Raw genomic sequence first — 24,650 nt, forward strand, 5'->3', positions numbered from 1 at the left:
CGATAGGTTAGTACTTCTAAAAAGTTAATTCAAGTGCGCGGAAATTATCATAATATATGTTTCTGGAAATGTGATTTTCTATTCTGAAATTTCAGTTTAATTTTTAATCGTAGGAAAGTCTTATAATATAAGCTCCTTTAAAATTAGTTTGTATTTAATGAAAAGAAAGTACATATATTTATTATATTTTTAAATAACTAACTAGTAATAAAATGTTTTTTCACTAAAATTTTTTCAAGATTTGTATGCTTTATATAAACAATAATAATTTAAAAAATATCTGGATGTAGCGAAGTTAACAATTATTGAGAAACTTTTTTGTTGTATTCTATCAAAAGGAAGAGGTAGAAACAAAGAGAATAACGAGAGTTAAGGAAGAGGGTACACAACTAGTAACCTTCTAAAAATAGGGCTAACATCTTTTTAAAATAAAAGATTAGCTATTATTAAGGAAGGGAAAATATAAAATATTATAAAGAACACCTTCTTTCAAAAAAATAGGGGGAGTAATATGCGACTGATGAGAAGATTTGTGGTCTTACTAATTGTATTTTTTATCATGGCTCCAACGATTAGCACAAATGTACAGGCAGAAGTTGTAAAAGAGCTTGGAAAGGGGTTTCCTGATACAGAAGTATTCACACCTGGAGAATGGTTTTTAGGCCAAAAACCTGCTAATTATGATGAGAATAAACCACCAATTCTCTTTGTACAAGGAAGAAATGGTAATGCAGATAGTTGGTATGGAAAGACAGTATATCATGATATAAATGATATGTATGATTATGCTTTGAAAGCAGGCTATCAAACAGTGTTTATACAATTATATGATGCTGCTGGGAAAGGTTCGGCTAGTCAGTGGGATAACGGAAAATTGTTAGCACAAAAACTTGAAGAAATATATAATCATTTCGGTAAAAAAGTTAATATTGTAGCACATAGTAAAGGTGGTATTGATACACAAGCTGCATTAGTTGAATATGGTGCGAATCGATTTGTTGGAAATGTTATTACACTTGCTACACCGCATCACGGCTCAAATTTAGCAGATTTATCATATAGTTGGTGGGCAGGGTGGCTTGCTTCTATATTAGGTCAAAAAGATGATGGTACGTATTCGTTACAAATAGGTGAAATGGCAAAGTTTCGTTCAACAATAGATAACAACCCAGCAGCTAAATTAAACCGTTACTATACGGCTACTGGGACTAGCTGGGGGCCAACATTTTCTGCATTATCTATGGGCGGGTTATATTTATCGTCGTACGGTTCAAATGATGGACTAGTAAATGAATGGAGTGCGAAGCTATCGTACGGTACACATTTATTTACAGATTCAAGATTTGATCATGACAATATAAGAAAAGGATCAGCTGTTTTTGCACGAATTGAACCATATTTACGTACGACAAATGTGGGGTTACCAGCTTTAGTAGCATCCAGCACTAGTTCAAATGAAAATCTAGAACAATTAAATACAACTTCAAATCAAAATATTTTAGGAGGCGAATTACCACAAAATCAGTGGATAGAGCAAAGTATTTCTGTTGATAAAAAGGCTGAAGGAATAGTTTCTGTACTAACTGCTTCTTCTGATGTAGAAGTACAAATGGTATCTCCAAAAGGAAAAATCTATGCAAACAAAGATAGCGCTATAACTACTGGTGAAGGCGAATCTTTCTTTAATGGGGCGACAATTAGAACATTCAAGTTTGATAAATTGGAAGTAGGCGAATGGAAAATCAAAATGATGGCGAAGCAGTCGAAAGATGCATATTTAGTTGTAAGCGATTACAAGAATGACGCGCCATTTGTTCTTCAAATGCCTACAAAGGTTAAAGTAAATAAACCTGAGTATAAACTGAAAAAATCACCAGTGGCACCTGAAATGAAAGGGGATCTTTCCATAACAGTAAGAGTCGTTAATAAAGAAGGTAAGTTAGTCTCTGAATTTAATGAATTACAAAATGTTAATACGAATACATTTACAGGTGCTTTGAAAGATATAAAACAACCGGGAGTATATAACGTTACGATGGATATAAAAGGGATGAATAAAGAAGGAAAACCATATAATCGTACGATTGTTAAGTCGGTTTATGTAGAGAAATAAGGAAGAATAAATAAGCATAATATAAAAGTGCAGAAATCTTGAGTTAGAAAGAATTCTGCACTTTTTTTGCGTGATGAGAGATAATAAAAGTCGAAGAAAACTGTTATTCAATAAAAAAAGATGCTGAAATAGCATCTGAATGTGAAGAAATAATATTAACTTAGTTTTGTAACTGTTAATTCGACTGAATTTATACCATTGTCACAAGTTACAATACTTTGACGATTAAAGCCACTATTATTTCTAAGTTGAAGAGTTGAATTAGCTGGCACTGTAACAATCGTTTCGCCAACGAGTTGAAGACATTCGTTATTTGATGAAGTATTCATTTGAATAGCGAAGTCACCTTGACTATTAGCAAGTGGATTGTTATTTAAAAATATAGTTATGACTGGGATATGTGGAAATACAGGATTTAAAGTAGTATTAATACTGGAAATGAACGAAACTCTATAATCACCAGCTTGTCTAAATTGTATAGTAGTAGGGTTTAGTAAGGAAACGCCTCCTGATAAAGGTCCAACGTGATTAAATGGAAAAGGGTTGCCAAAAGGAACAGTTATAAATTCAGTTTGCCAAAAAGTTCCGTATGCAGGACAGCTTCGTTTATGTGAATGGTCACATGAACATTTTTTATTTGAACTGGAAGAAGATTTGCATGAGCATTTTTTATACGAGTTTGAAGAATGATAGTATGAACCCAATATATTACCTCCTATTCTTAATAAATGTAAAACACATAATAGTTTATGAAAATGAATCACAATTGGCGTGTATGCTTGTACTATAAAAGGAGATAGATTTGGAATATAAAGTGCTCAAATGATGAAATATAGTATTGGGGTATTACCTGTAACACTTTTTGAAGATGATAAGGTTCATAATTTGATAGAAAAATGAATGGGATTTCTAAATGGATTAAAGTAACGAGGAAACGTTTATCCCGCTATTTTCCGAGCAGTAAGACCCCACCTCAAAATTCAGTGAAAGCAAAGAAGTTAGTTGGGGGATGAACAAAACCCCCACTGAGTAAAGTTTCACTTTACTATATTAATTTCGTCTGACAAACAGCAATATTATCTTTTGCTGTATGGATGTTATCGTTTGGTGAAGTTATGATATTTAATCGTATGTATATTAGATTATTTAGTTTATTTTTTTATTTGTGTAGCTGGGCAGGAAGAAGTCAGAAAATATAGAATAAATGTACATATGAAGCATCGTTTGTTTTTGGTGTGAATAGTAATTAAAGATACGCTAAAATATTTAAAATTGTAACGAAAGAGAGATTAAATAATAGAAGGAGCAACTTACATGGAAAATATATTAAAGGTATCTTCAAAATCAAGCCCAAATTCAGTCGCGGGTGCAATAGCGGGTGTACTAAGAACAAGTGGTAATGTGGAAATTCAAGCGATTGGGGCTGGAGCTATAAATCAAGCGATTAAAGCAATTGCGATTGCAAGAGGGTTCGTCGCTCCAAGTGGTATTGACTTAGCTTTTGTTCCAGCGTTTCAAGAGATTTCTATCAATAATGAAGAAAGAACAGCGATTAAATTAATTGTAGGCCCTAGAAAGAAAAGGTCTTAGTAGAAGAGAGTGTTACTATAAGGGGAAAAGACCAATAGACTTCCCAGGTTAGATACGTTATTTTATGTAATCGATCCTTGGGTATGGACGCGGCATTATACCGGACGCATGTCTGTTAATTTCTCCTTAAATTTAGCAGGTGTTCTAAATACTTAAAAATGCCAAATCCTTTGTGATATAAGGGATTTGGCATTTTGATGTTTTAAAAATAAACACCCTTAAAACTGCTCATTCTTTTCCCAAGATTCAACGAGATAGTATGAGAAACCTTATTGTATCAAGGTTTGTAAGTGGTAGTTTTCCATGATGCTCACATTTTGCTCACATTAAATCTTTTCATTTGTTATCAGGTGTTTTCATTAGATTTTATTATGCTCTCGAAGTTTTCCGCTGCTTGTTGCTGCATGTTCTGTGTGATATGACTATACTTATCTAAAGTCATTTGAATAGAAGAATGCCCTAAGCGATCTTGTACGATTTTAGGATGTTCCCCAGCCTGAAGCATGAGTGTAGCGTGAGTATGTCGTAAGTCGTGTATACGAATTCGAGGAACACCAGCTTTTTTATAGTGATCATTCAAAAAGCGATGAGGAGCATCTATATGTAAGGGCGAATGTATCGTATTGCCGGTGAAAATAAAAGCTTCTTCATTTAAGTGTATACCCCAGCGGAAAAATACTTCTACTTATACTTAATGACTAATAGTAAAACTTCTCAGAGTGGTATCTATGAGCTTCCATTACGAGTGATAGAAATGGATACAGGGTATAACCGTGAAACGGTTGAGAAGCTGCTAGAGCGGTTTGCTGATTATGGGAAAATTTATTACAACAAAAAGACGAAAGAAATTATGTTGATTAATTGGCTTAAATTCAATGCTATTACAAATATGAATATTGAAAAGTGTGTGTTAAAAGAAATCCAGAATATTAAGTGTGAAGATTTTTTAATTGATTTTTATGAAACATGTTTAGATTTAGAACAGCAGCAAGATTTTAAAATTCCTCGTATTAAGGAATACTTCCAAGCTCGTTTTGAGTGGCTTATAAGGGGATTCGAAGACCCTATGAAGGAAAAAGAAGAAACAAAAACAAAAGAAGAAGCAGCAAGCTGCTCAAGAGATAAAAAAGTTGCAGAAGAAAATCCAATAGCATTTTATGAGGAAAACTTTGGAGTTCTTAAACCATTTGTGGCTGAAGGGATTAATGCGTGGATTGAAGATTTGAATGCACAGCTTGTTATCAAAGCAATGAAAATAGCTCTAGAAAAGAATGCACCTAATATGTCTTATGTACAAGGTATTTTAAGAGATTGGCATGCTAAGGGGTATAAGAGTATTACTGATGTTGAAGCTGCACAAGCTCAATTCCGTAAGAAATACCAGTCTCGTGGTGGGAGAAGTAATGCTCGAAAAGAAATTGTTCCTGATTGGTTACATACTCAAGATACGGAAACACATCCTCAGTCAGTAGAGCATAGTGAAATCGAATTAGAAGCTGAACGGAAACGTTTAGAACAAGTGTTATCTAAATATAAAAAAGAGGCTTAGGAGGATTGTAATGCCAAAGCAGTTAACAATATTTGATGTTGAGCCTGTAGTAGCATTCGATACTGAGAAAGCACACATTCATCGATTAAATTCTAAAGTTCGTTTTACGGATGTAGTTGTTCAAGTACCAAAGCAAGTAAGAGCTACTGATGAATTAAAACCAACAACAGCGCCAAATGATCAGTATGAATTATTTGAGGAATATACAATTGGAATTTGGAGATTTAAGCGAGTGGAAGATAAGCAGTTCGATTGGGAAGAAGCGGAGGAGCTTTGCAAGTCTGCGAGAGATAATAAAGAACCGATTTCAATACGACTTTATTTATCATTAGAACAATCATTTATTCCCGATAATGTTGTGGAATATCTATAACAAAATAAAAAAGTCGAGATTGCTCCCGACTTGCTTCGACAAAATAATCATAACATACGGGAGTGGTCTTAATGGGAATTATTAAAGAAAATCTTGTAGAAATGAAAGCTGAAATAGATTTGAAAATAAACGGAATATATGTTGTTAAAAATGGTCAGGTTCAACTAATAGAACCACCCCAAGGTGGATTTGGTGAACAATCATTTGTATATCAAAGTGGGAAAGTAATTCGTATGGAAGAACGAAAAACACAGTTACTTTAATCAAATTTGAATTTTGTTAAGAGATGAAATGTTGAACAAATGTGAATGATTAGATGATACTAAGGTAAAAGAAAAAGAACCCTTTATAAGGATTCTTTTGGGGAGTCAATCTAACATTCACATTCGTAATCATGGTAATATTCATCGCACGAATCATTCCTATCATTGCAGCAGATACAAAATGTCTTTTTAATCAATATTTCAATGAAATTAAGGAAATCGGTATTATTTGTGAGAGTAAGGCTTTGAAAATCTTCTACTTGAAATACTCTTGTTTCATTTGTAGCAAGAGTCACGATAATTGGTGTAGTAGATTTTCTTGTTTGAATAGTGACTTCGATGGGGGAGACATCTTCGGGAACAGATATTTGAAGTAATGTTTTGTTGTGATTATTAGTGAAATCTTCAAAAACTCTTCTTGAAGTGTTAGGGGGTACGATAATAGTTAAAGGTGCATTTTCGGTTGGGGTAGTTTCTGAACCAGCTACAGTATGAGTTTCGATGAAACAGTTATCTTTTTGATAGTGAGAATTTGATTGTTCTTTATAATACTTGTTGCGAGAATCATTTTGATTATTGCAACAGATACAAAATGTTTTTTGAATGAATATACCAATATTGCTATTGATATTAGTATTATTTGTGAGAGTGAGGCTATGGAAATCCTCTACTTGGAATACCCTGGTTTCACCTGCAACTATTGTTACATTAATCGGCAGACGAGAACTTCTTGTTCGGATAGTTACTTCAATTGGTTGGGAAGTACCGGGAATGCGAAGATCAAGTAATGTTTTATTGTGGTTATTGGTGGAATCTTCAAAAGCAGTTCTTGTAGTGTTAGCTGGTACGTTGAAATTTAAAGCTGTATTCGAACCAGTTATTGTATGGGTTTCGATAAAACAGTTATCTTTTTGATGGTGAGTGTACAATTGTTTTTTATAATACTTTTTACCATCTTTATAAAAATAATCAGCCATACTTATGTCGCTCTCCTTTCTTTGAGATATCTATATATTTTATTAAAAAAAGAATAGAGTGCTTGTACACAATAAGAAAATCCGCTCTTGTAATTAATTAATTAAAAACATTATTTGATATGTAAATGTAAGAGCACTTCGGGAAAGTGCTCTGTAAAGACTATTCATTCTAAAAAGAAAAGGATATAAAATATTCTATAAATTTATTTTTGATTTTTGGTGTATTCTTTGTATAAAAATTTCATTGGAAACTTAAAACTAGATGCCATAATAGCACCTAGTTTTAAAGGAGTACTGATACTAGTTTAATTTGATAATGTTTAATTCTAAAGCATTTATTCCATTATCGCATGTACGAATGTCTTTTTCGCCTACAAAGCTATTATTGATAAGTTGAAGTGTTGAGTTGGCTGGGACTGATAAAATAGTGTCCCCAATGAGTTGAGCACAATCTACATCCTCTGGATCTAGTATTGAAAGGCCGAAAGTAGCTTTGAAATTTGGAATCAGACTGTTATTTAATAGTATAGAAATGGTAGGCGAATAAGGGAATGTAAGGGCTACAGTCAAGTTAATCGAGGAAATGAAAGTAATTCGATAATCCCCAGCTTGTGTGATATTAATTGTGGTTGGATTTAACAGAGAAATCCCCCCTACCATAGGGTCAGCCTGATCAAAAGAAAAAGGGGATTCGAAAGGGACTGTAATGATTTCTGTTTGCCAAAAAGTTCCGTAAGCTACTGATAGTAATCCAGTGGGTCCAGTGGGTCCAGTCGGCCCAGTCGGTCCAGTGGGTCCAGTCGGCCCAGTCGGCCCAGTTGGTGCAGTAGGTCCAGTGGGTCCAGTCGGCCCAGTCGGCCCAGTCGGTGCAGTAGGTCCAGTGGGTCCAGTCGGCCCAGTCGGTCCAGTCGGTCCAGTCGGTCCTGTAGGTAGTGTGAATGGTGGAACAGGTGGTAAAGTGGGTCCAACTAAATTAGGGTTTATTGCAGCAGAAGATAAAAACTCGTCCATTATATTTTCACCTCTGAATAGTTAGTATTACTAATAGTAAATGCAGGGATAGAGAAAAGCGAAATGGACAAGTGAGGAATTAGACAATGGAATTTTCATAAAAGCGTTATTTTATTATAGGAAAATAGGTGACTCAGCAAGTGTGCCAGCCGAGTCACCCAGTACTATCGATCCAAATAATGTTCTTTTTCTATATGTATTTATGTTGAGTTCCTAGAGGCTAGCTCAAAAACCACAGTTAAAGGACAAAGAAAATCATTTTAGAGAGTATTAGATTTTATTATGTTAATGCTACAACAGCAAGAGTTAAGCCCAACGTATTTAATGTATTAGAATATGGTCCTACATTAACAGTAAGAGTACTTGTTATACCTGAAGGTGTAGTGAAAATTGCGGGTGCTGATACAGAAGTGAATCCTGCAGTATATCCTAGAGAAGTACCTGAGCCAATGATTGGATTATTATTCAGATACATAGTGATACCTGCCGAATTACCTCCTGGTTGAATAATAACTTGCACTTCATAGATTGCCAAATAGGTTCTTCCACCTTCAAGTAAAACAGTTGTTGGTGGTGCGAATGAGATTGCTGTACCATTAGAATTTACCACGGTATCTAGTGGGATCGCAGAATTTACAGAAACTATTGTTGGGGTAGTTTGAACAACATTTAAACTGTTAGCCGTGGGGGATGGACAAGTGCAAGGTTTGTGAATTTTAGAGTTGTTATCATTTTGGTAATTCACAAATAATCAAACCCCTTTGTGTAAGATAATTTTTTATCTCATATAAAACGTAGCTTTTTTGTGTATCTATGTTATTTTTAATAAGTTTATAAAATTTAGCCGAATAGTATTGGTCAGTCAATTCTTAAAAGTATTTGATACTGTAGGGATTTCAAAGTGCATTCGATAAATATATATGAATGTTTTTCAAGGACATTACTGTAAGTTAGGAAACATAATAAAATAGTTATTGTATAATGACAAAAATTAAAGAACCTGTTAGTAATAACAGGTTCTGTGTACAAGGAGTTCAAGGAATACAAGGAAACCACTCCAGGGAAACCTGTGTATTTCTTGGCTTAATAGTAATGTATTCAAAATAAGCAAAAAAATGAATGAAAGTTAAGTAAAAGTTTTTTATGACCAAAAATAAAATAACCCGCTATTTAAAACGGGTTATTTCAATGAGGTGTACAAGGAATTCAAGGAAACTGGACCAGAGAAACCTATGAAATTCCTTGTGATAATAATGTATGCAAAGGAATCAATAAGGTTGATGAAATTTAAACAGAATTCTTATTTAATAAAAAAACGTGTACAAAAAATGTACACGATTATATAAAAATTATGTCTTGCGTGCTCATTGCATTCTATGTTTATTGTATGTAAAACGTGATACATTGCAATACATTAAAAGAGCACTCTTAAAAGTGCTCTCTGACCAAAACTAATATTGAAAAAGGATTCCCAAGATATTATATGTATGTTTTTTAGCTATGTGTAACTTTAAAACAAAATCTTTCTTTTACACAACAAAGCAGCTAGTTAATAAAACTAACTGCTTGTTGTACAAAAGAAACGCTGCGCTTACAGAAATAGTTTGTAACCTTAAGTTACAAAAATAGTATGAACAGGGTTAAAAATGTTATTCAGAAATGAAAGAAAACAAAATAAAAAAGAGCACCATGCATAAGTGCTCTTTAAGATAGGAGGTAACACTTTGAGCTGAATGTTTAGGTTAAAATTATATGGCGCAGAAAAGAAATAAGACCTAAAACTTATTTTCAACTCAATACAAAAGAGCAGCTAGCAAAAGCTAACTGCTTGTTGAAAAAAGAAATCTACACCAGGTTATTTACTGCCAGAGTTTCAAGAAATAAATGATTAAATTAATTTAATTTTTCAATTACAATCGAAGCATTTATATTTGTTTGTGTTCCACCTGCCAAAGTCTGTAAAGTAACTGCAGCAGCGGAAGTATGATTATTAAGGGTAATAATATCACCTGCAGCTAAAGAGAGAATTGTTTGCCCATTGTTTTGCTGAGTTCCTGCACCTGATCCATAAACTGCGTTGGTAACTGGAGCACCATTTAAAAAGAGCGTAAATTGATTAGGTTCAACTCCTGATACAGAAAAAGAAATCTTATAATCTCCTGCATTAATAACCATAATCTGAGAAGTTCCAGGAGTATGAGTAAAACCAGGTGTCATTAAACCATTCGAATTAAAAAGAATAGGTGCTTCTAAGGCAACAACTTGAGCTGCTGTATTGAAAATATAAGCGTATTGAGATAATCCAGATACTGTAAGACCGGTAGGCCCAGTAGGTCCGGTAGCTCCAGCGGTTCCTGGTAATCCAGTAGGCCCAGGAATGCCTTGGATACCTTGGATACCTTGGATACCTTGAAGCCCAGTTGGGCCAGTCGGGCCGATAGGTCCAATAAGTCCTGGATCACCTTGAATACCTTGGATACCCTGAATTCCAGTCGCCCCAGTTATTCCAGTGGGTCCAATAGGACCAATAGGCCCCGGATTACCTTGAATCCCCTGAATCCCTTGACTTCCTTGAGGTCCAGTGGGGCCAGGAATGCCTTGGATACCTTGGATACCTTGAAGTCCGGTTGGTCCTGGTGATCCAGTAGGTCCAGTGGGGCCAGTCACTCCGGTTGGTCCTGGTGGTCCCCCGGAAGGTCCAGTCGGGCCCGTTGGTCCTGGTGGTCCCCCGGAAGGGCCGGTCGGGCCAACAGCTCCAGAAGGTCCAGTTGGACCTACAGAACCAGGAATGCCAGGAATCCCTTGAGGGCCGGTCGGGCCAGGAATCCCTTGAATGCCTTGAATCCCAGGAATCCCTTGAATGCCTTGAATCCCTTGAATTCCAGTGACCCCCGTTATTCCAGTCGGTCCAATAGGACCTTGAATGCCAGGCTCGCCTTGGATACCTTGGATACCTTGAATTCCAGAAGGTCCAGTTGGACCAATAGATCCAGAAATCCCAGGAATCCCTTGAGGTCCAGAAATCCCTTGAGGACCAGTAGGTCCCAGGTTACCTTGAATTCCAGTAGGTCCGGTAGGTCCGGTAGGCCCGGTAGGTCCCCGAGGTCCACCTGAAGGTCCGGTAGCTCCAGTAGGTCCCGAAGGCCCAGTAGCACCTGTTAATCCAGTAGCCCCGATTTGAGGCAACGGAAGGGCACATGGAAATGGGATGTGACATTTCTTTTTAAATTCACTCATTTTTACACCTCCGTTATAAACTAACTAGCCAATTTATATTTATACTTTAACAACTTATGAGCAAGCAGACATATGGGTGTAAGGAAAAACTATAAAAATTACATGAAAGGTTTTAAGAGCAAGCCTCTATTTTACATTCCATACCAAAAAGAGCACCATATATAAGTGCTCTTCTGACTAAAACTCTTAATGTAAAAGAGTATGTGATACCAAATGTAATTTTTTTATGGACGTGAAGTATTTGAACGAAAACGCTATTTGGCACAACAAAGCAGCTAGCTGAAGTAGCTAACTGCCTGCTGTAAATACTATTCCACATGGATACGCAAATTGTAACTACAAGTTACAGTTATAGTATAAACAGATTTGAAAATGTTATGCATGAAAGAAAACTAAACAAAAATTTCATTTTATAGAAATAAGGAAACTAAAAAGAGCACCATGCATCAGTGCTCTTTAAGATAGGAGGTAACACTTTGAGCTGGATGGTTAGGTTAAAAGTATATGATGTAGAAAAGGAATAAGACCTAAATTTTATTATTAACTCAATATAAAAGAGCAATTAGCTTTTGCTAATTGCTCGGCTCAAGGTAATAGACATAGAGTGGGTATTAGTAAAATTGGCTATTCACGAGCCTGTTTACAGTGTAACCAAGATTTTTAAATGTATTCCCTCTTTAAAAACCTTATTCAAACAGTGTTATTTAAAGAGGGAGTGGAGTAATGAAAAAGAATACTTTCCCTTTATACATGAGATGATTTTTTAATTCTCAATATTATATGAGTGTTAAGACAAAAATGTGTAATTAAAAGAGCAGCTAGCAAAAACTAACTGCTCGCTTCTCCAAGGGGGAAAGGAGAAAAGATTACCGTGTCATCTACATTATTGACGGAATATTGAGTTTTATTCAGGGGAGAAAAATTTATACATTTAAAATTAACATATGCATGTTTGAAATATGTCAGAGTTACTTATAAATAATCATAGCTTTAACGATTTCATAATAGTACTTTTTCCATGTTATTGTTTGTTTGTTTTCAGTAGTTAAAGTTAAAAGAAATTTAATCATTATATCATCACCCTTTCTTAACTTTAATTTTATAAGGAAATATACAAATTTAACATTTTATATGTAATTAATATGAATATTTGTATTTTCATATGAAACTAATAATATCTATTTAGTTATCGAATGGAAATATCCAAAAAAGTTTGTTAACATGGAAATTTTTTCAGATTATTTAACAAAATAATCCTTTTAAAGTGAAAGCAAACAGAATAAAGTCCGGCTAGAAAACTAGAGGACACCAATTCATTAAAGTAGCCATTAAAGCTGTTTTAGGAATAGGTGTCCTTTTTATTTTGAAAAGGGAGATGGGGAAATATGAAGGTACTAAAGGACCAATTACGTGAGTGGAAAAAGCAATCGAATCAAACAAAAAAGAAAACTAAGAAAAAACAGAAAGAGAAATTTAGTATTCGTGAAATTGAAAATTTAATGGGGATGCATAGACCTTGTTATGAACGTAGACGTGGAGCGTTAAGACAAAAGTAATAAAAAATAAAAAGGAGTGGTCTTGAATGACTAAACAATTATCTTTCTTACCAAAAATTGATAGAACATCAACACAGGAAGAATTAGAAGGTGTGCTGGAAAGCGTACGTATACATAGGCAATTTGGAATGATACGCAAAGAAATGAAAGTCACTCCTTCTTATGAAATGCGTGAGCACGGTCCTACACATGCAGTCGGTAAGCCGTTAGAAGATGTTGCTATAGCAAATATCCAACAAAGTAAGCGAGAAGAGTGGCTTGAAGGTATGTCGTTACGTATTGATCAGTTTCTAAATCGATTAGGAAATGGACGTGCAGGAAGTATTCAAAGGGATATTATTTGTAAACGTTATTTAGAAGAAGAGGATATGTGTGATTACATGGTTTATAACGAAATCGGAATGTCAGAGCGTACATATCGCCGTTGGAAGTCTAAAGCGTTTTATAAACTTGCTTTTGCACTTGGATTAGAAGTTTACGAGACAGAAGAAACTGGAGGTAATGAATAATGAATTTTGTTCAACCGATACGTGATCCAGAGCAAATACAACAGCTAAAAGAGTACTTTAAGGAAAAAAGTTTACGTAATTACATTCTCTTCATTATGGGTATTAATACAGGTCTTAGAATCTCAGATATTTTGAAACTAAAAATAGGGGATGTCAAAGGCAGTCATATATCTATGAGGGAAAAGAAAACAGGGAAACAAAAAAGAATACAAATTACTGCAGCACTGAAAAGAGAACTTAAATGGTTTATTGAAGAAAGAGAAGGCAGTGAGTATCTATTGCAAAGTAGACAAGGAAAGAATCGTCCTATTGGTCGTAGCATGGCATATAAGATATTAAGTGGAGCGGCGGCAGAATTCGGATTAGATGAAATAGGCACACATACCTTGAGAAAGACGTATGGATATCACATGTACATGCAAACAAAAAATATAGCATTACTTATGGAGATATTCAATCACTCGTCAGAGAAGGTCACGTTACGTTATATAGGTGTAAACCAAGATGCAATGTATAAAGCAATGACTAGGTTTAAAATCTAAGTATTGCTTATATCTTTTAAATCTAAAGGTATCGTAGTATTTTGAAAAAAAACACGTTAAAAGTATGCAAGATTTTATACAGTTTTTCGGCTAATCCAGTAACAAACAAGAACCCTAAATCCACTTAAGGATAGGAATGTATAAAAAGATTCATAGGGGTATAGAAAAAGGCGGATTTCTTTTGAAAGTAGGGATTCGCCTTTTTCTTGCTACCGATAATGAGACGTTATGTTAACTTTACATGTATATGTTTATACATCAAAACTCCTCAGACAGCGTTTTCCCCACATGGTACAATTAGGAAAAGGAGGAGGACTTCAAAATGATTTTAGAAGCAGTCATGTTGCAAGTAAAAGACGGTATGGAGACGGAGTATGAATGGGCATTTAAGCAAGCATCTTCAATCATCTCTTCCATGCAAGGATACAAAAATCATGAATTACAACGCTGTATAGAGCAGAAAGGAAAATATTTGCTCCTTGTGCAATGGGAAACTTTAGAAGACCACACGATAGGATTTCGTCAATCTGAACAATATCAAGAGTGGAAAGCATTATTGCATCACTTTTATGATCCATTTCCAACAGTTGAACACTTTGAGCGTGTAGAGTTATCACGAAACTGAACTTGACCGTCTATTAATACTTGAAGAGTAACTTCCAATAACGAAAATTATGTAAATAAGCTGTCCATATGGGCGGCTTATTGGATTTTTTACTTAAAGTGTTTTTCTTCAAAAATGCTGGTGGCACCCCTATACAGTTACTCATAAATTTCGTACTGTGTAACTCAAAAGAGAAAGTTTAATTCAGTCAATGATAGCAAGGGATTCAGCGATAGGGTCAGTTACACACAATATAAGATATGGGTAACTGACAAGCATAAAATGATACGGTTTTGTATATTAGTTAATTATACTTGATAAGAGGTGATGATGGATTGGCCTGCGAAGAGCTACTGTGTGAATTGGTTGAGTATAAAATGTTACAGGGCGAAAAGCCGAACCTATTAAGAATAAATCCAAATTATTATAGAATGATATTAGAGGAATTGGCTTATCCAGAGTGGCTAATTAGAAAAAAGAAAAAGGTGAAAAATCATGGTTTACTTGGGATTAGAATAGAAATTACAGATCAAATTGAAAAATTTGAAATGAGAATAGTGAAAGAAGTGGCAGAGTCGTGACCGTTTTTTGGCAGGAAATGTACCGGTTATTTTGGAATTTCCGTGTTATATTTGTATTGTGAGAAGTGGCGGAAAACATAAATCACAAGAATGCCTTTATAATTCGATATCTAAACGACCCATATTGACGGCATACTAAAATCCGAAACCAGCAGATGGTACTGATTGAATGTAACGTTAATATAGAGGAGAGCTTTTGCTCTTCTTCCAGTTACTTAATAGTGTATTAATAGATTGATACTTAATATTAGGTGATTGGAAGAAGGATAAAACTTCATTTACCGTAATTGAAGTACAAATTAATAATTTATATCAAAGCGTCCATTCGTGCGCTTTTTATTATTTGTGTGGGAGGTAGAATTTATATGACGGAAACACATTTAAGTGATGAAATTCCAGGGAAACATTATAGAAGAAGCTAACAAGCTGCATAAGTAACTCGGATTCAATGTAGATTTAGAGTTGCTTATATTAGTGCAGAAAAGATTATTGATCGTCTTGAAGAGAATAGAGTTATTGGTCCGTATGAAGGAAATAAACCAAGAGTAGTATTAATTAAAGAGTAGCATCCAAAACGGGTGCTTTTTTCTTTGTTATATAGAAATTACACATTAAACGTATTTAAATACTGTCTTAGGTATAATGTGAATTGACTCATGGTACAGATAACAGATATTTTTCTATTTAGATTAGATGTTAAATGTACCGTGAAACTCTTGGAAATACAATGCCGGAAAAAGATAATGATATTGGTATATTACGGGAGAAGGCGGAATTGTAGGAGTAAAGGGAATGTGCCCAGGTTGCATAACATATTGACCATATGAAGGATATTGAGGTAAATGTTGCCAAGCAGAAGCTGGAGCTACAACAATCCTCATCGGTAAAGGATTCATAATATAATCACTCCTAAAGTAGTATTCGTGTAATAGGGTATGCGCTCACTGAATATAGATGTGCACAATCTAGGCCTATAAACATAATAATTAACGAACAGAAAATACGGTTACTAATCTTATGATGTGTCCATTATGGATGTTTTATTTTTAGAACAAACATGTGTATAGCAATTAGAGCAGGCGCTGCCGTGATCTGGGTGGCGTCTTGTTTGTTGTTAAGGAAAGATAAGCGCAAACGTGTTGCATTTATTATGAGGTGATACATATGGAATTAGAATTATTAAATGATTTAACAGCAGAGTTAAAGACAAGAGTTTTATCTGATGCAGTTACATGGGAATTAATTAATGTTATTGTATTGGATCATTTAGAGAGAATGACAGATAAAACAAAAATGAATGAAATGGGTATAGGGATGTATGGTGTTAAATGGGAAGATGTTAATTTGAAGCCATATGCAGCGTTAGATAATGTTATTGGTGTTAATGATGCTCATCTTATTAGCGGCCTTTCTCCTGGTCATATAAAGAATCTATGTGCAGCAGGTGCTATTGAATCTAAAAAGATCGGTGGAACCTGGGTGATAAATAGAGAGCGGTTTGAAGAGTGGTTCAAGTGTTCCTGTAAAAACGAAACAAACTCAACACAACCCAAATATTGTAAGAGGTGATAATAGTGCCAAATGTACATTATACTGCTCATGCAAATAACGAAAGTAAAGATGCTACAGAATACGTAAATGCACTAGCTTATATATCTACTTTTTTACTAGCTTATTCAGATCAGAAGGTAATCGGTAAATTATTAGCCCAATCTAACGAAAAGGAATCTGAACTAATTAAAGGGATGACGAGTGGATTGCAACTTATTTTGTCCGAAAACTAGTGTCTCAAAAACAAAACATTATGAGACACTTAATATATGGGCCTTAAAACCTATAAAAATGGTATAACAAATGTCTCAAAACTATGTCTCAATTAATAATTGATTTTGATACAGGAATTTGATACACTTTTTATATCAAATAACAAGGGATGATGGTGCATGATATTCGGATATGCTAGGGTTTCTACTAAAAAACAAAATTTAGATATGCAATTGGATGAATTAAACCGTTATGGTTGTGAGGAAATAGTTACAGAAAAAGAAAGTGGAGCGAAAAAGGATAGAAAAGAGCTTCAATTATTACTTGGAAAACTTCGCAAAGGTGATACATTGGTTGTTTACAAGTTAGATCGTTTAGGAAGAACCATGCACCAGTTAGTTAATTTATTGCAAGAATTTAATGATAAGGAAATTCACTTTGTTTCTATTAAAGATGGTATTGATACATCTACAACAATGGGAAGGTTTTTATTTCATATATTTGGTGCAATGGCTGAAATGGAACGCGAGGTTATTAATGAACGTGTTGTTAGTGGTGTGGCTGCTGCAAAAGAACGAGGAAAACAAGGTGGTCGCAAACGTGCTCATACTCCGGAACGGATAGAGGGTATGCTAAAAATGGTTGAACAAGGATTACCTAAAGTTGATGTCTGTAAGATGTTCAATGTTTCAAGGGCCACTTTATATAGATACATAAATGAAAAAGAAAAAAATACGAAAAATTTAAAGTAGCGAATTCGCTGCTTTTTTATTTTGTAAAGCGTGAGGTGGTGTAAATGGAAGAAGAAACTATAAACGTTCCTACATGCTCTGTTTGTAATGAGCCGTGCATGTGGACATTAAAAATGCCATTAACTATTACTCATTTTGATAAAACATATCTCCGTGAAGCAAATACGGATAATGCTCATATATGCATTGAGTGTTTAGAGAAGGAAGTGCAAACAATTGGATAAGGGGGCAGGTGTTATGTAATTATGGCCAGACAACGAAGTCCAGACCGTAACAAAGCGTATGAAATATTTAAAGAACATAATGGTGATATTACGAATCGTAAAATTGCCGAATTGTTGTCTACATCCGAAAAAACTGTAAGTGAAAAAACGGTTGGCGGATGGAAATCCAAAGATGGATGGATAGACAAATTAAATGGAGTACTCCATAAAAATGAACGGAGTACTCCAAAGAAAGATACGGAGTACTCCAAAAAGAAACCAGGAGCACCCAAGGGTAATAAGAATGCTGTAAACAATCGTGGCGGAGCCAAAAAGGGTAATAAAAATGCTGTTGGTAATTCCGGTGGCGCTGCTCCACTTCGTAATGGTAATGCTGTTAGTCATGGATTGTATAGAAAGTATTTGCCGCAAGAAATATATGATTTAAAAGAAGAATTAAAAGAAGCGGTTAACAACGATTCCTTAACAATCATTTGGGACAGTATTATGCTGCAGTACACTCAAATCATTCATGCTCAACGTATTATGTTTGTTAAAGACAACGAAGACATGACCAAAGAACTGCGGAAAAACAAACTTACGGAAAGTGGCTATGAGGAAGAGTGGGAAATTCAATTTGCTTGGGATAAACAAGCTAGTTTCTTAAATGCTCAATCGAAAGCAATGTCAACGCTAGTAAATCTAATTGAAAAATACGATAGATTAGCTAATACAGAAGAACAAAAACTACGCATTGAGAAACTCAAGAAAGAGATCGCTGCTATTAAAGTTGATGGTGATACGAATCAGAATACAGAAGACTGGAAAGAGTCTCTTATGAAGATAGCAGAGCGCAGACGTAAGCAAAAGGAAGCTGAACAAAATGAGTAACACAGCTTTTAGCGAATTTATGGAGATTATCGATATTTATTGGGATGATCCTGTAGCGTTTGCTGAGGATATGCTAGGTTTTTATCCGGATGAATGGCAGAGAAAAGTTCTTATGGATTTGGCACAAAGTCCAAAGGTTTCTGTGCGTTCTGGCCAAGGTGTTGGTAAAACAGGTCTTGAGTCAGTCGTTGTTATCTGGTTCCTCTGCTGTAGGCCGAATCCAAAAGTTATTTGTACAGCTCCTACAAAGGAACAGTTATTTACTGTGCTCTGGGCTGAAATAGCGAAGTGGTTAGAAGGCAGTGCGGTTAAAAATCTACTTAAATGGACTAAAACACGAGTATATATGATTGGCAGTGAGGAACGTTGGTTTGCTACTGCTAGAACGGCAACAAAGCCGGAGAATATGCAGGGTTTCCACGAAGATTATATGCTATTTGTATGTGATGAAGCTTCTGGTATAGCAGATCCTATTATGGAAGCTATACTTGGTACTTTATCTGGCGCAGAAAATAAATTGTTTTTATGCGGAAACCCAACAAGAACAAGCGGTGTATTTTATGATTCTCATAATCGTGACAGAGATTTATATAAAATACATAAAGTCTCTAGCTTAGATAGCCCTCGAACCAGTAAAGACAATATAGAAGTATTGAAAAAGAAATATGGTGAGGGTTCAGATGTTTGGCGTGTACGTGTACTTGGTGAATTTCCTAAAGCAGAAGCAGATGCATTTATCCCGTTAGAAATTGTAGAGCAAGCAGCATCTTGTAAAGTAGAGCCGACTGGTGAAACACTTGACTTAGGTGTTGACGTTGCGCGATTTGGTGATGATGAAACTGTAATTGCTCCAAGGATAGGAAATAAAGTCTTTAAATTATTAAACCACTATAAACAAGATACTATGGAAACTGCTGGTCATGTATTGAAATTAGCTAAGGAATACATGGCAAATTACAAGCAGTTAAAAAGAGTTGATATAAAAGTCGATGATAGTGGTGTTGGTGGTGGTGTTACGGACAGATTGAAAGAAGTTACTAAATCTGAACGATTACCATTCAAAGTATATCCGGTTGTGAATAACGGGAAACCGCTTGATGATGAGCATTATGATAATGCAGGTGCAGAAGGTTGGGCCGTAGTAAGAGATTTACTTGAAGAGAATATGAAAGCATTTATACAGGGTGAAGAACCTACAATGGAGATTCCAAATGATGAAAAAATGATTTCTCAATTCTCTAGCCGTAAATACAGAATAACAAGTAGAGGTAAGATTGCATTAGAGCGAAAAGAAGAAATGAAGAAACGCGGATTGCAATCACCCGATAGAGCAGATGCTATAGTTCTAGCCTTCTATAAACCGAAAGTAGTTATGGGTGGGAAGGTTAAAAGAGTGTAGTCGAACATTTATTGTTCGGCTATTTCTTTTGCTCTCTATTAATAGAAGAAAGGAGGACACAAACGATATGAGCAATAAGAAAACCATTAAGAATGTAAAAGTATTTGGTATTAATAAAGCAGCAGATGACCCCAAAAATAGGGAAGACAACAGTAAGCAAATGACTGTAGATCCATTCGCGCAAATATATGGCGATAAAGGGTTGGTTAAACCACCTTATGATATGTCAGTGCTGTTGGAAATAAAGGAAAGTAATCCAATCCATTCTGCTTGTATTAGCGCAAAAGTCGATGATATTGCAGGTGTTGGTTTTGACTTTGCTCCTTTTGAAGAAGTGAAAGAAGCGAACCAGGAGCAATATAAAAGGTTAAAAGAATTTATGCGGAATTGTAATCCAGAAATGACGAGTTCAGAAATTCTTAGAGCTGTATGGGATGATTATGAAACTGTTGGCTGGGGGATTATCGAAGTTGTTCGGAATCAAAAAAACGAACCATCGGAACTGTACCATATTCCGGCGCATACGGTTCGTGCTCATAAGGATAAAGTCCGATTTGCTCAAATTGTAAATAACAAAGAACGATGGTTTAAAAAGTTCAATTATCCCGATGATTTCCGTCTTGCTGATGGTAGGGCGATAAATGCAGAGGATGTTGCAGAAAGCGGAACAGAAAAAGCTGGAGAAGTAATTGTTATTCGTAAATTCGGTTCTCGTTCTTCTTATTATGGGATACCTAATTATGTTAGTTCTATCGGCTCGATAGTTGGATCTCAAGCAGTAAGAGATTACAATATTAACTTCTTTACAGGAAAGACAATTCCAGATGCTCTGCTATTTCTTGAGGGCGTTGATGAAATAGATGATGGAACGGAAAATGAACTAAAAGCATTCTTCTCTGCAGAAACAAAAGGAGAACATCATAAATTGGCCGTTGTCCCCGTACCGCCAGGGGCAAAAGCTAGATTAGAAAAAGTTAGTCCAGATGTAAAAGAAGGCAGTTTTCGTTTATATAAGCAGGATAGCGCAATGGAGATATGTGTGGCTCATCGTGTGCCGCCTTATCGTATCGGCTGGGCTATGACAGGCTCATTAGGACAAACAACCGCTAAAGAAATGAACGAGATGTACAAGCGTTCTATTATTGAGCCTGGACAAGGAATATTAGAACATCGATTAAACTATCAATTGTTCCGTGTATTTGCTGAAATACTCGGTGGATTAGATTGGCATTTCAAATTAAACGAAATTGATACAGATGATCGTGAAGCTGATATGCAATATGCGGCAGATGGTTATGAGAAACGTATATTAACACGGAATGAATCTCGTAAAGTAGTAGGTTATGAACCTGTAGCAGATGGAGATACATTCTTTGAAGGTGGTCCATCCGTTTCTCAAATAGAACCAATTGCAAAAGCTGCAGATAATGAGCAAGATAACTTAATTGCTATTAATGCATTTAGGGAAAAGCATGAAGAAGTAGAGAAAGCTATGCAAAAGAAGGTAGCGGATTTTTTTCCGAGCAGGGAAAACGGCTCTTAAACCTGCTTCCCGTAATTCGTATTAATAAAGCAGAGGAAGAGATTGATCTTGTAATTGCAGAAGCAGAAGTTGATGAATTTCTGGATAGTGTTGATTGGGATGAGGAACGACAAATGTTTGTCGATGAAGTCACGGACACACTACAGGATGATGTAACAGAGTTTGTACAGAGTACTATAGCTTCTAACGGTTTAACCTGGATGGTATTAGATCCAATTGGTGACGTTGCTGCAAAATGGGTAGCTACTTACGCTTTTGAATTAGCAAAGGGAATCCATGAAACTACTAAAGATAGATTAAGAGAAGCAATGTTAAAGAATCTTAGTGAGGGAATGGGTGTCGATGCATTAAGTGTTTCTATTGCAGATGTAATGTCAGAAGCAAGTAACTACAGAGCAATGATGATTGCACGTACAGAAACAACATATGCGATGAATTACGGCAATTTAATTGCTTATAAAGGTGCAAATAGAAACAAGAAAACATGGCTTACAGGAAACGATGAGCGTGTTTGTAAAGAATGTGGTGGTTTACATGGCGAAACGGTAGATATTGATGATTTATTTAGCAACGGAAAGATGTGCCCGCCAGCTCATCCACATTGTCGCTGCACTATGATTTCAGAAGAGTAATAAAATACACCTATTTGATTGGGGTTTCATCGTCAAAACGTATGCGGCTTTAAATTGGCTATTATGCGTTTTGACAGTGGAACCCCAATATTTATAGGGAAGGAGGTAAAACGATGGGATACGAACTAAAAAACGCCAATATCAGCTATGTTTCATTAGTTACAAAGGGAGCTAATGGTCGTCAATTCGCCATTATGAAAAGCGAATCTGCTAGACAACCAAATATATCAAAACAAGTTCCAATCCTTAAAACAGAGGAAGAGAAGCAGCTTGTTACAGGTGTGGTATATGAACCAGATGTAGAAGATTCACACGGGGATAAAATGACCGCAGAAGAAATTGAAAAGGCTGCTTATACCTTTATGGAAAATTACCAGCACATCGACAAACAGCATGATGAAATCGCTGGTAAAGGGACAGTTGTTGAAAACTGGATTGCTAAAAGTGATATGACAGTAGGCGAACAGGAAGTAAAAGCAGGAACATGGCTTATGACAGTTCGCGTTGATGATGCAGATACCTGGGAAGAAATTAAAAAAGGTGAAGTTACCGGTTTTTCTATGGGTGGCTTTGGTGAACGTGTGGAAATCGCGAAGGCAGAAGATTTTACTCATGAAGATAAAGGTCTTATTCGAAAAATGCTAGATTTCGTTAAAGGTGAAACTCACAAAATCGCAAAAGGCGAAGTAAAAGACCGCTTTATTGATGAAAAACAAAAGCGTGATTTACGGGCTGTTTTTAATTTGTTTGAAGATGTGTTCTATTGGGAGATTTGGGAAAGTAATCCCGATATCGACCGTATGGCAGCTGCTCTTGACGATATGAAGGACATACTTTCTTCTATTAAAGGTGGTTATACCATTGTGAAATCAGAAAACAGTGTACAAGCAGAAAGCATTGTTTTAGAAAGTATTAAAAAAGCGGGGAAAGTATTATCCCAAAAGAATCATACAAAATTAGATGAAGCATTAGCTTTAATTACTGAAATAAAAGAAGCTGCTTCGCCACAGGAGGAAGAGGAAATGAAAGCAGAAGATATTGCAGAGATTGTTAAACAAGCAGTAGAGCCACTAGCTACTAAGTTAGATAAGATTGAAAAACAAGTGAATGGTGAGGAAGTAGAACCGACACCAGAAGAGCAAACAGAGGAAGAAAAAGCTACAGCAGTTATTCAAAAAGCACTAGAACCAATTACAAAGCGACTTGAAAATATCGAAAATGCCGCTTCTATCCGTAAAGGTTTAGATCCAGATGAAGAAGTTACACCAGGACAACAACAAATTAAAAAATCTAAATGGACAGGATTGAACCTGTAAGGGGAGGATTTATCATTATGACAATGACTAACGCACAATTATTAAAACGTTTAGATCGTATTGAAAAGGCAGCAATGACAACAAGTGGAATGAATGCAGGATTATTAAATCCAGAACAAAGTAAAGAGTTCTTCCGTATGGCATTTGATACAACGCCATTCTCACAATTACACCGTAAAGAAATGCGTAAAGCAAAACAAGGTGAATTAGATAAAATTGCAATTGGTGGCCGTATCTTACGCAAGAAAACAGAAAATAGCGATGATAATTACCGCGCAGGTGTTCAAACTTCTAAAATTGAGTACAATACAAAGGCTATTCGTTTACCTTGGGAAATTACAGAAGAATTACTCCGCGAAAATATTGAAGGTGAAGGGTATGAAGATACTGTAATGGCTCTTATGTCTACACAATTAGGTATCGATTTAGAGGATTTACATTGGAATGGTGATACAGAATCTTCCGACGGAATGTTATCTATCAATGATGGATGGTTGAAAAAAATCAAGAAATCAAAAGAGTCTCATATTGTCGATCATGCTAAATTGGTAACTGGTACAGGTGAAGCTGCTGCGGCAAATGGATTTGGGAAAGGTTCTATCTTTGCTTTATCCGGTGCAATGCCAAATAAATATAAAAACAGCAACCTACGTTGGATTATGTCTCCAAGCCGTAGAGAGAAATGGATTGAGTATTTAACAAATCGTCCTACTGGTGCTGGTGATGCTGCGTTACTTGGAGCAGGAGATCAAGTTAATAAACCAATGGGATACGGAATTGTTACGGTTCCATCTTTAGAAGACGATGTTATTATTCTTGCAGACCCTAAAAACTTTATTGCAGTTAATACATAAGACACTCGTGTTCGTAAAACTACAGAAGGTAAAACTGCAGTAATGGAAGATAAACGATTCTATGTAATTCACTTTGATGATGATGCTGTAATTCAAGAAATGGATGCAGTAGCAATCCTAACAAATATTCCGGATGCGTTTGGAGCTTAATATCCAGGCGTATTTTTTATGGGAATAAACCCTTTGTTATTAGGGTTTTGAATGTATACTTTTTTAATATTTTCTTGTTTTTAATGGAATACGAGATGGAACCAATAAAACCAATAATACGAATGTAAACTTTCATTGATTAGTTTACATTCGTATTTTCAATGAGAAAAAACACAGCAATGACCTAGGCTATATTGTGAATGCTCATAGTACTATATGTTGGATATCAAAAACGTGTTAA

The 24,650-nt window shown here is 35.5% G+C and carries 26 protein-coding genes and 2 pseudogenes; 21 read left to right on the forward strand and 7 right to left on the reverse strand.

From position 1 onward, the window contains the following. Window positions 1–511 precede the first annotated feature (511 nt). Complete coding sequence (locus ACO6VI_RS20405; RefSeq protein ID WP_001238730.1) at window positions 512–2,113, forward strand: esterase/lipase family protein; 1,602 nt, start codon at window positions 512–514, stop codon at window positions 2,111–2,113. Window positions 2,114–2,268: 155 nt separating this feature from the next. Here ACO6VI_RS20405 and ACO6VI_RS20410 read toward each other — a convergent pair whose 3' ends face one another. Then, complete coding sequence (locus tag ACO6VI_RS20410) at window positions 2,269–2,817, reverse strand: preprotein translocase (protein ID WP_140157111.1); 549 nt, start codon at window positions 2,815–2,817, stop codon at window positions 2,269–2,271. Between the two features lie 610 nt (window positions 2,818–3,427). On the opposite strand from ACO6VI_RS20410, the gene ACO6VI_RS20415 reads away from it, so the two are divergent. After that, entirely contained in the window at window positions 3,428–3,703 is a 276-nt protein-coding gene (locus tag ACO6VI_RS20415) for a stage V sporulation protein S (RefSeq protein WP_000427801.1), read from the forward strand. 346 nt (window positions 3,704–4,049) lie between these two features. Here ACO6VI_RS20415 and ACO6VI_RS20420 read toward each other — a convergent pair. Next, window positions 4,050–4,379: pseudogene (locus ACO6VI_RS20420) on the reverse strand (site-specific integrase); the annotation flags it as partial. Between ACO6VI_RS20420 and ACO6VI_RS20425 the strand changes: the two are divergent. The 3 genes from ACO6VI_RS20425 (at window position 4,359) to ACO6VI_RS20435 (ending at window position 5,888) form a co-directional block, all read left to right on the forward strand. Beyond that, window positions 4,359–5,252 (forward strand): DnaD domain-containing protein, encoded by an 894-nt coding sequence (locus ACO6VI_RS20425; protein WP_422423944.1) that lies wholly within the window; start codon window positions 4,359–4,361, stop codon window positions 5,250–5,252. The pseudogene ACO6VI_RS20420 and the gene ACO6VI_RS20425 overlap by 21 nt on opposite strands. 10 nt (window positions 5,253–5,262) lie before the next feature. After that, window positions 5,263–5,625, forward strand: coding sequence for a hypothetical protein (locus ACO6VI_RS20430; protein WP_001125986.1), 363 nt, complete (start codon window positions 5,263–5,265; stop codon window positions 5,623–5,625). Between the two features lie 71 nt (window positions 5,626–5,696). After that, complete coding sequence (locus ACO6VI_RS20435; protein WP_000511363.1) at window positions 5,697–5,888, forward strand: DUF3954 domain-containing protein; 192 nt, start codon at window positions 5,697–5,699, stop codon at window positions 5,886–5,888. 110 nt (window positions 5,889–5,998) lie between these two features. Here the strand turns inward: ACO6VI_RS20435 and ACO6VI_RS20440 are convergent, their stop codons facing one another. From ACO6VI_RS20440 to ACO6VI_RS20455, 4 genes are all read right to left on the reverse strand, one after another. Further along, complete coding sequence (locus ACO6VI_RS20440; RefSeq protein ID WP_422423946.1) at window positions 5,999–6,865, reverse strand: exosporium protein D; 867 nt, start codon at window positions 6,863–6,865, stop codon at window positions 5,999–6,001. Between the two features lie 300 nt (window positions 6,866–7,165). After that, on the reverse strand, window positions 7,166–7,876 hold the full coding sequence (locus ACO6VI_RS20445; RefSeq protein WP_422423947.1) for an exosporium leader peptide-containing protein: 711 nt from the start codon (window positions 7,874–7,876) through the stop codon (window positions 7,166–7,168). Between the two features lie 280 nt (window positions 7,877–8,156). Next, window positions 8,157–8,621 carry a hypothetical protein gene (locus tag ACO6VI_RS20450; protein ID WP_001109241.1) on the reverse strand — a complete coding sequence of 155 codons (465 nt, stop codon included), beginning with the start codon at window positions 8,619–8,621 and terminating at the stop codon, window positions 8,157–8,159. A gap of 1,148 nt (window positions 8,622–9,769) precedes the next feature. After that, window positions 9,770–11,113: a BclA C-terminal domain-containing protein gene (locus tag ACO6VI_RS20455; protein ID WP_422423949.1), complete on the reverse strand. Its 1,344-nt coding sequence runs from the start codon at window positions 11,111–11,113 to the stop codon at window positions 9,770–9,772. 1,385 nt (window positions 11,114–12,498) lie between these two features. On the opposite strand from ACO6VI_RS20455, the gene ACO6VI_RS20460 reads away from it, so the two are divergent. From ACO6VI_RS20460 to ACO6VI_RS20485, 6 genes are all read left to right on the forward strand, one after another. Then, entirely contained in the window at window positions 12,499–12,669 is a 171-nt protein-coding gene (locus tag ACO6VI_RS20460; protein ID WP_000866160.1) for a hypothetical protein, read from the forward strand. Window positions 12,670–12,695: 26 nt separating this feature from the next. Further along, on the forward strand, window positions 12,696–13,178 hold the full coding sequence (locus tag ACO6VI_RS20465) for an ArpU family phage packaging/lysis transcriptional regulator (protein ID WP_000166197.1): 483 nt from the start codon (window positions 12,696–12,698) through the stop codon (window positions 13,176–13,178). Then, complete coding sequence (locus ACO6VI_RS20470) at window positions 13,178–13,720, forward strand: site-specific integrase (RefSeq protein ID WP_422423951.1); 543 nt, start codon at window positions 13,178–13,180, stop codon at window positions 13,718–13,720. The genes ACO6VI_RS20465 and ACO6VI_RS20470 overlap by 1 nt, the downstream gene beginning before the upstream one ends. 322 nt (window positions 13,721–14,042) lie before the next feature. Then, a complete protein-coding gene (locus ACO6VI_RS20475) occupies window positions 14,043–14,345 on the forward strand; it encodes an antibiotic biosynthesis monooxygenase family protein (RefSeq protein WP_000599698.1) in 303 nt (100 codons plus the stop codon). 314 nt (window positions 14,346–14,659) lie between these two features. Further along, complete coding sequence (locus ACO6VI_RS20480; protein ID WP_000742052.1) at window positions 14,660–14,905, forward strand: hypothetical protein; 246 nt, start codon at window positions 14,660–14,662, stop codon at window positions 14,903–14,905. 443 nt (window positions 14,906–15,348) lie between these two features. Further along, window positions 15,349–15,471, forward strand: coding sequence for a DNA translocase FtsK (locus ACO6VI_RS20485; RefSeq protein ID WP_223285812.1), 123 nt, complete (start codon window positions 15,349–15,351; stop codon window positions 15,469–15,471). Between the two features lie 123 nt (window positions 15,472–15,594). On the opposite strand, the gene ACO6VI_RS20490 is transcribed toward ACO6VI_RS20485, so the two are convergent. Beyond that, on the reverse strand, window positions 15,595–15,801 hold the full coding sequence (locus ACO6VI_RS20490) for a hypothetical protein (RefSeq protein WP_001068929.1): 207 nt from the start codon (window positions 15,799–15,801) through the stop codon (window positions 15,595–15,597). Between the two features lie 268 nt (window positions 15,802–16,069). Between ACO6VI_RS20490 and ACO6VI_RS20495 the strand changes: the two genes are divergently transcribed. From ACO6VI_RS20495 to ACO6VI_RS20540, 10 genes and pseudogenes are all read left to right on the forward strand, one after another. Beyond that, window positions 16,070–16,474, forward strand: coding sequence for a helix-turn-helix domain-containing protein (locus ACO6VI_RS20495; protein WP_000418199.1), 405 nt, complete (start codon window positions 16,070–16,072; stop codon window positions 16,472–16,474). 5 nt (window positions 16,475–16,479) lie between these two features. After that, complete coding sequence (locus ACO6VI_RS20500) at window positions 16,480–16,689, forward strand: hypothetical protein (RefSeq protein ID WP_001134184.1); 210 nt, start codon at window positions 16,480–16,482, stop codon at window positions 16,687–16,689. A gap of 159 nt (window positions 16,690–16,848) precedes the next feature. After that, window positions 16,849–17,421: a recombinase family protein gene (locus ACO6VI_RS20505; RefSeq protein ID WP_000576170.1), complete on the forward strand. Its 573-nt coding sequence runs from the start codon at window positions 16,849–16,851 to the stop codon at window positions 17,419–17,421. Between the two features lie 44 nt (window positions 17,422–17,465). Next, window positions 17,466–17,645 carry a hypothetical protein gene (locus ACO6VI_RS20510; RefSeq protein ID WP_000390790.1) on the forward strand — a complete coding sequence of 60 codons (180 nt, stop codon included), beginning with the start codon at window positions 17,466–17,468 and terminating at the stop codon, window positions 17,643–17,645. A gap of 21 nt (window positions 17,646–17,666) precedes the next feature. After that, the gene (terS, locus tag ACO6VI_RS20515; protein WP_422423954.1) at window positions 17,667–18,515 is read left to right on the forward strand and encodes a phage terminase small subunit; all 849 of its coding nucleotides are present in this window, start codon (window positions 17,667–17,669) and stop codon (window positions 18,513–18,515) included. Continuing rightward, window positions 18,508–19,914: a DEAD/DEAH box helicase family protein gene (locus tag ACO6VI_RS20520; RefSeq protein WP_422423956.1), complete on the forward strand. Its 1,407-nt coding sequence runs from the start codon at window positions 18,508–18,510 to the stop codon at window positions 19,912–19,914. The genes terS and ACO6VI_RS20520 overlap by 8 nt, the downstream gene beginning before the upstream one ends. Window positions 19,915–19,981: 67 nt before the next feature. After that, on the forward strand, window positions 19,982–21,457 hold the full coding sequence (locus tag ACO6VI_RS20525; RefSeq protein ID WP_000066337.1) for a phage portal protein: 1,476 nt from the start codon (window positions 19,982–19,984) through the stop codon (window positions 21,455–21,457). A 113-nt stretch (window positions 21,458–21,570) separates the two neighbouring features. Then, entirely contained in the window at window positions 21,571–22,089 is a 519-nt protein-coding gene (locus tag ACO6VI_RS20530; RefSeq protein WP_000496053.1) for a phage minor head protein, read from the forward strand. 113 nt (window positions 22,090–22,202) lie between these two features. Beyond that, complete coding sequence (locus ACO6VI_RS20535; RefSeq protein ID WP_000540230.1) at window positions 22,203–23,405, forward strand: XkdF-like putative serine protease domain-containing protein; 1,203 nt, start codon at window positions 22,203–22,205, stop codon at window positions 23,403–23,405. 17 nt (window positions 23,406–23,422) lie between these two features. Beyond that, window positions 23,423–24,409, forward strand: a pseudogene (locus ACO6VI_RS20540) (phage major capsid protein). The last annotated feature ends 241 nt before the right edge of the window (window positions 24,410–24,650 follow it).

It is taken from the genome of Bacillus sp. PSXD-155 (genome assembly GCF_049310765.1).
Lineage (GTDB): Bacteria > Bacillota > Bacilli > Bacillales > Bacillaceae_G > Bacillus_A > Bacillus_A cereus.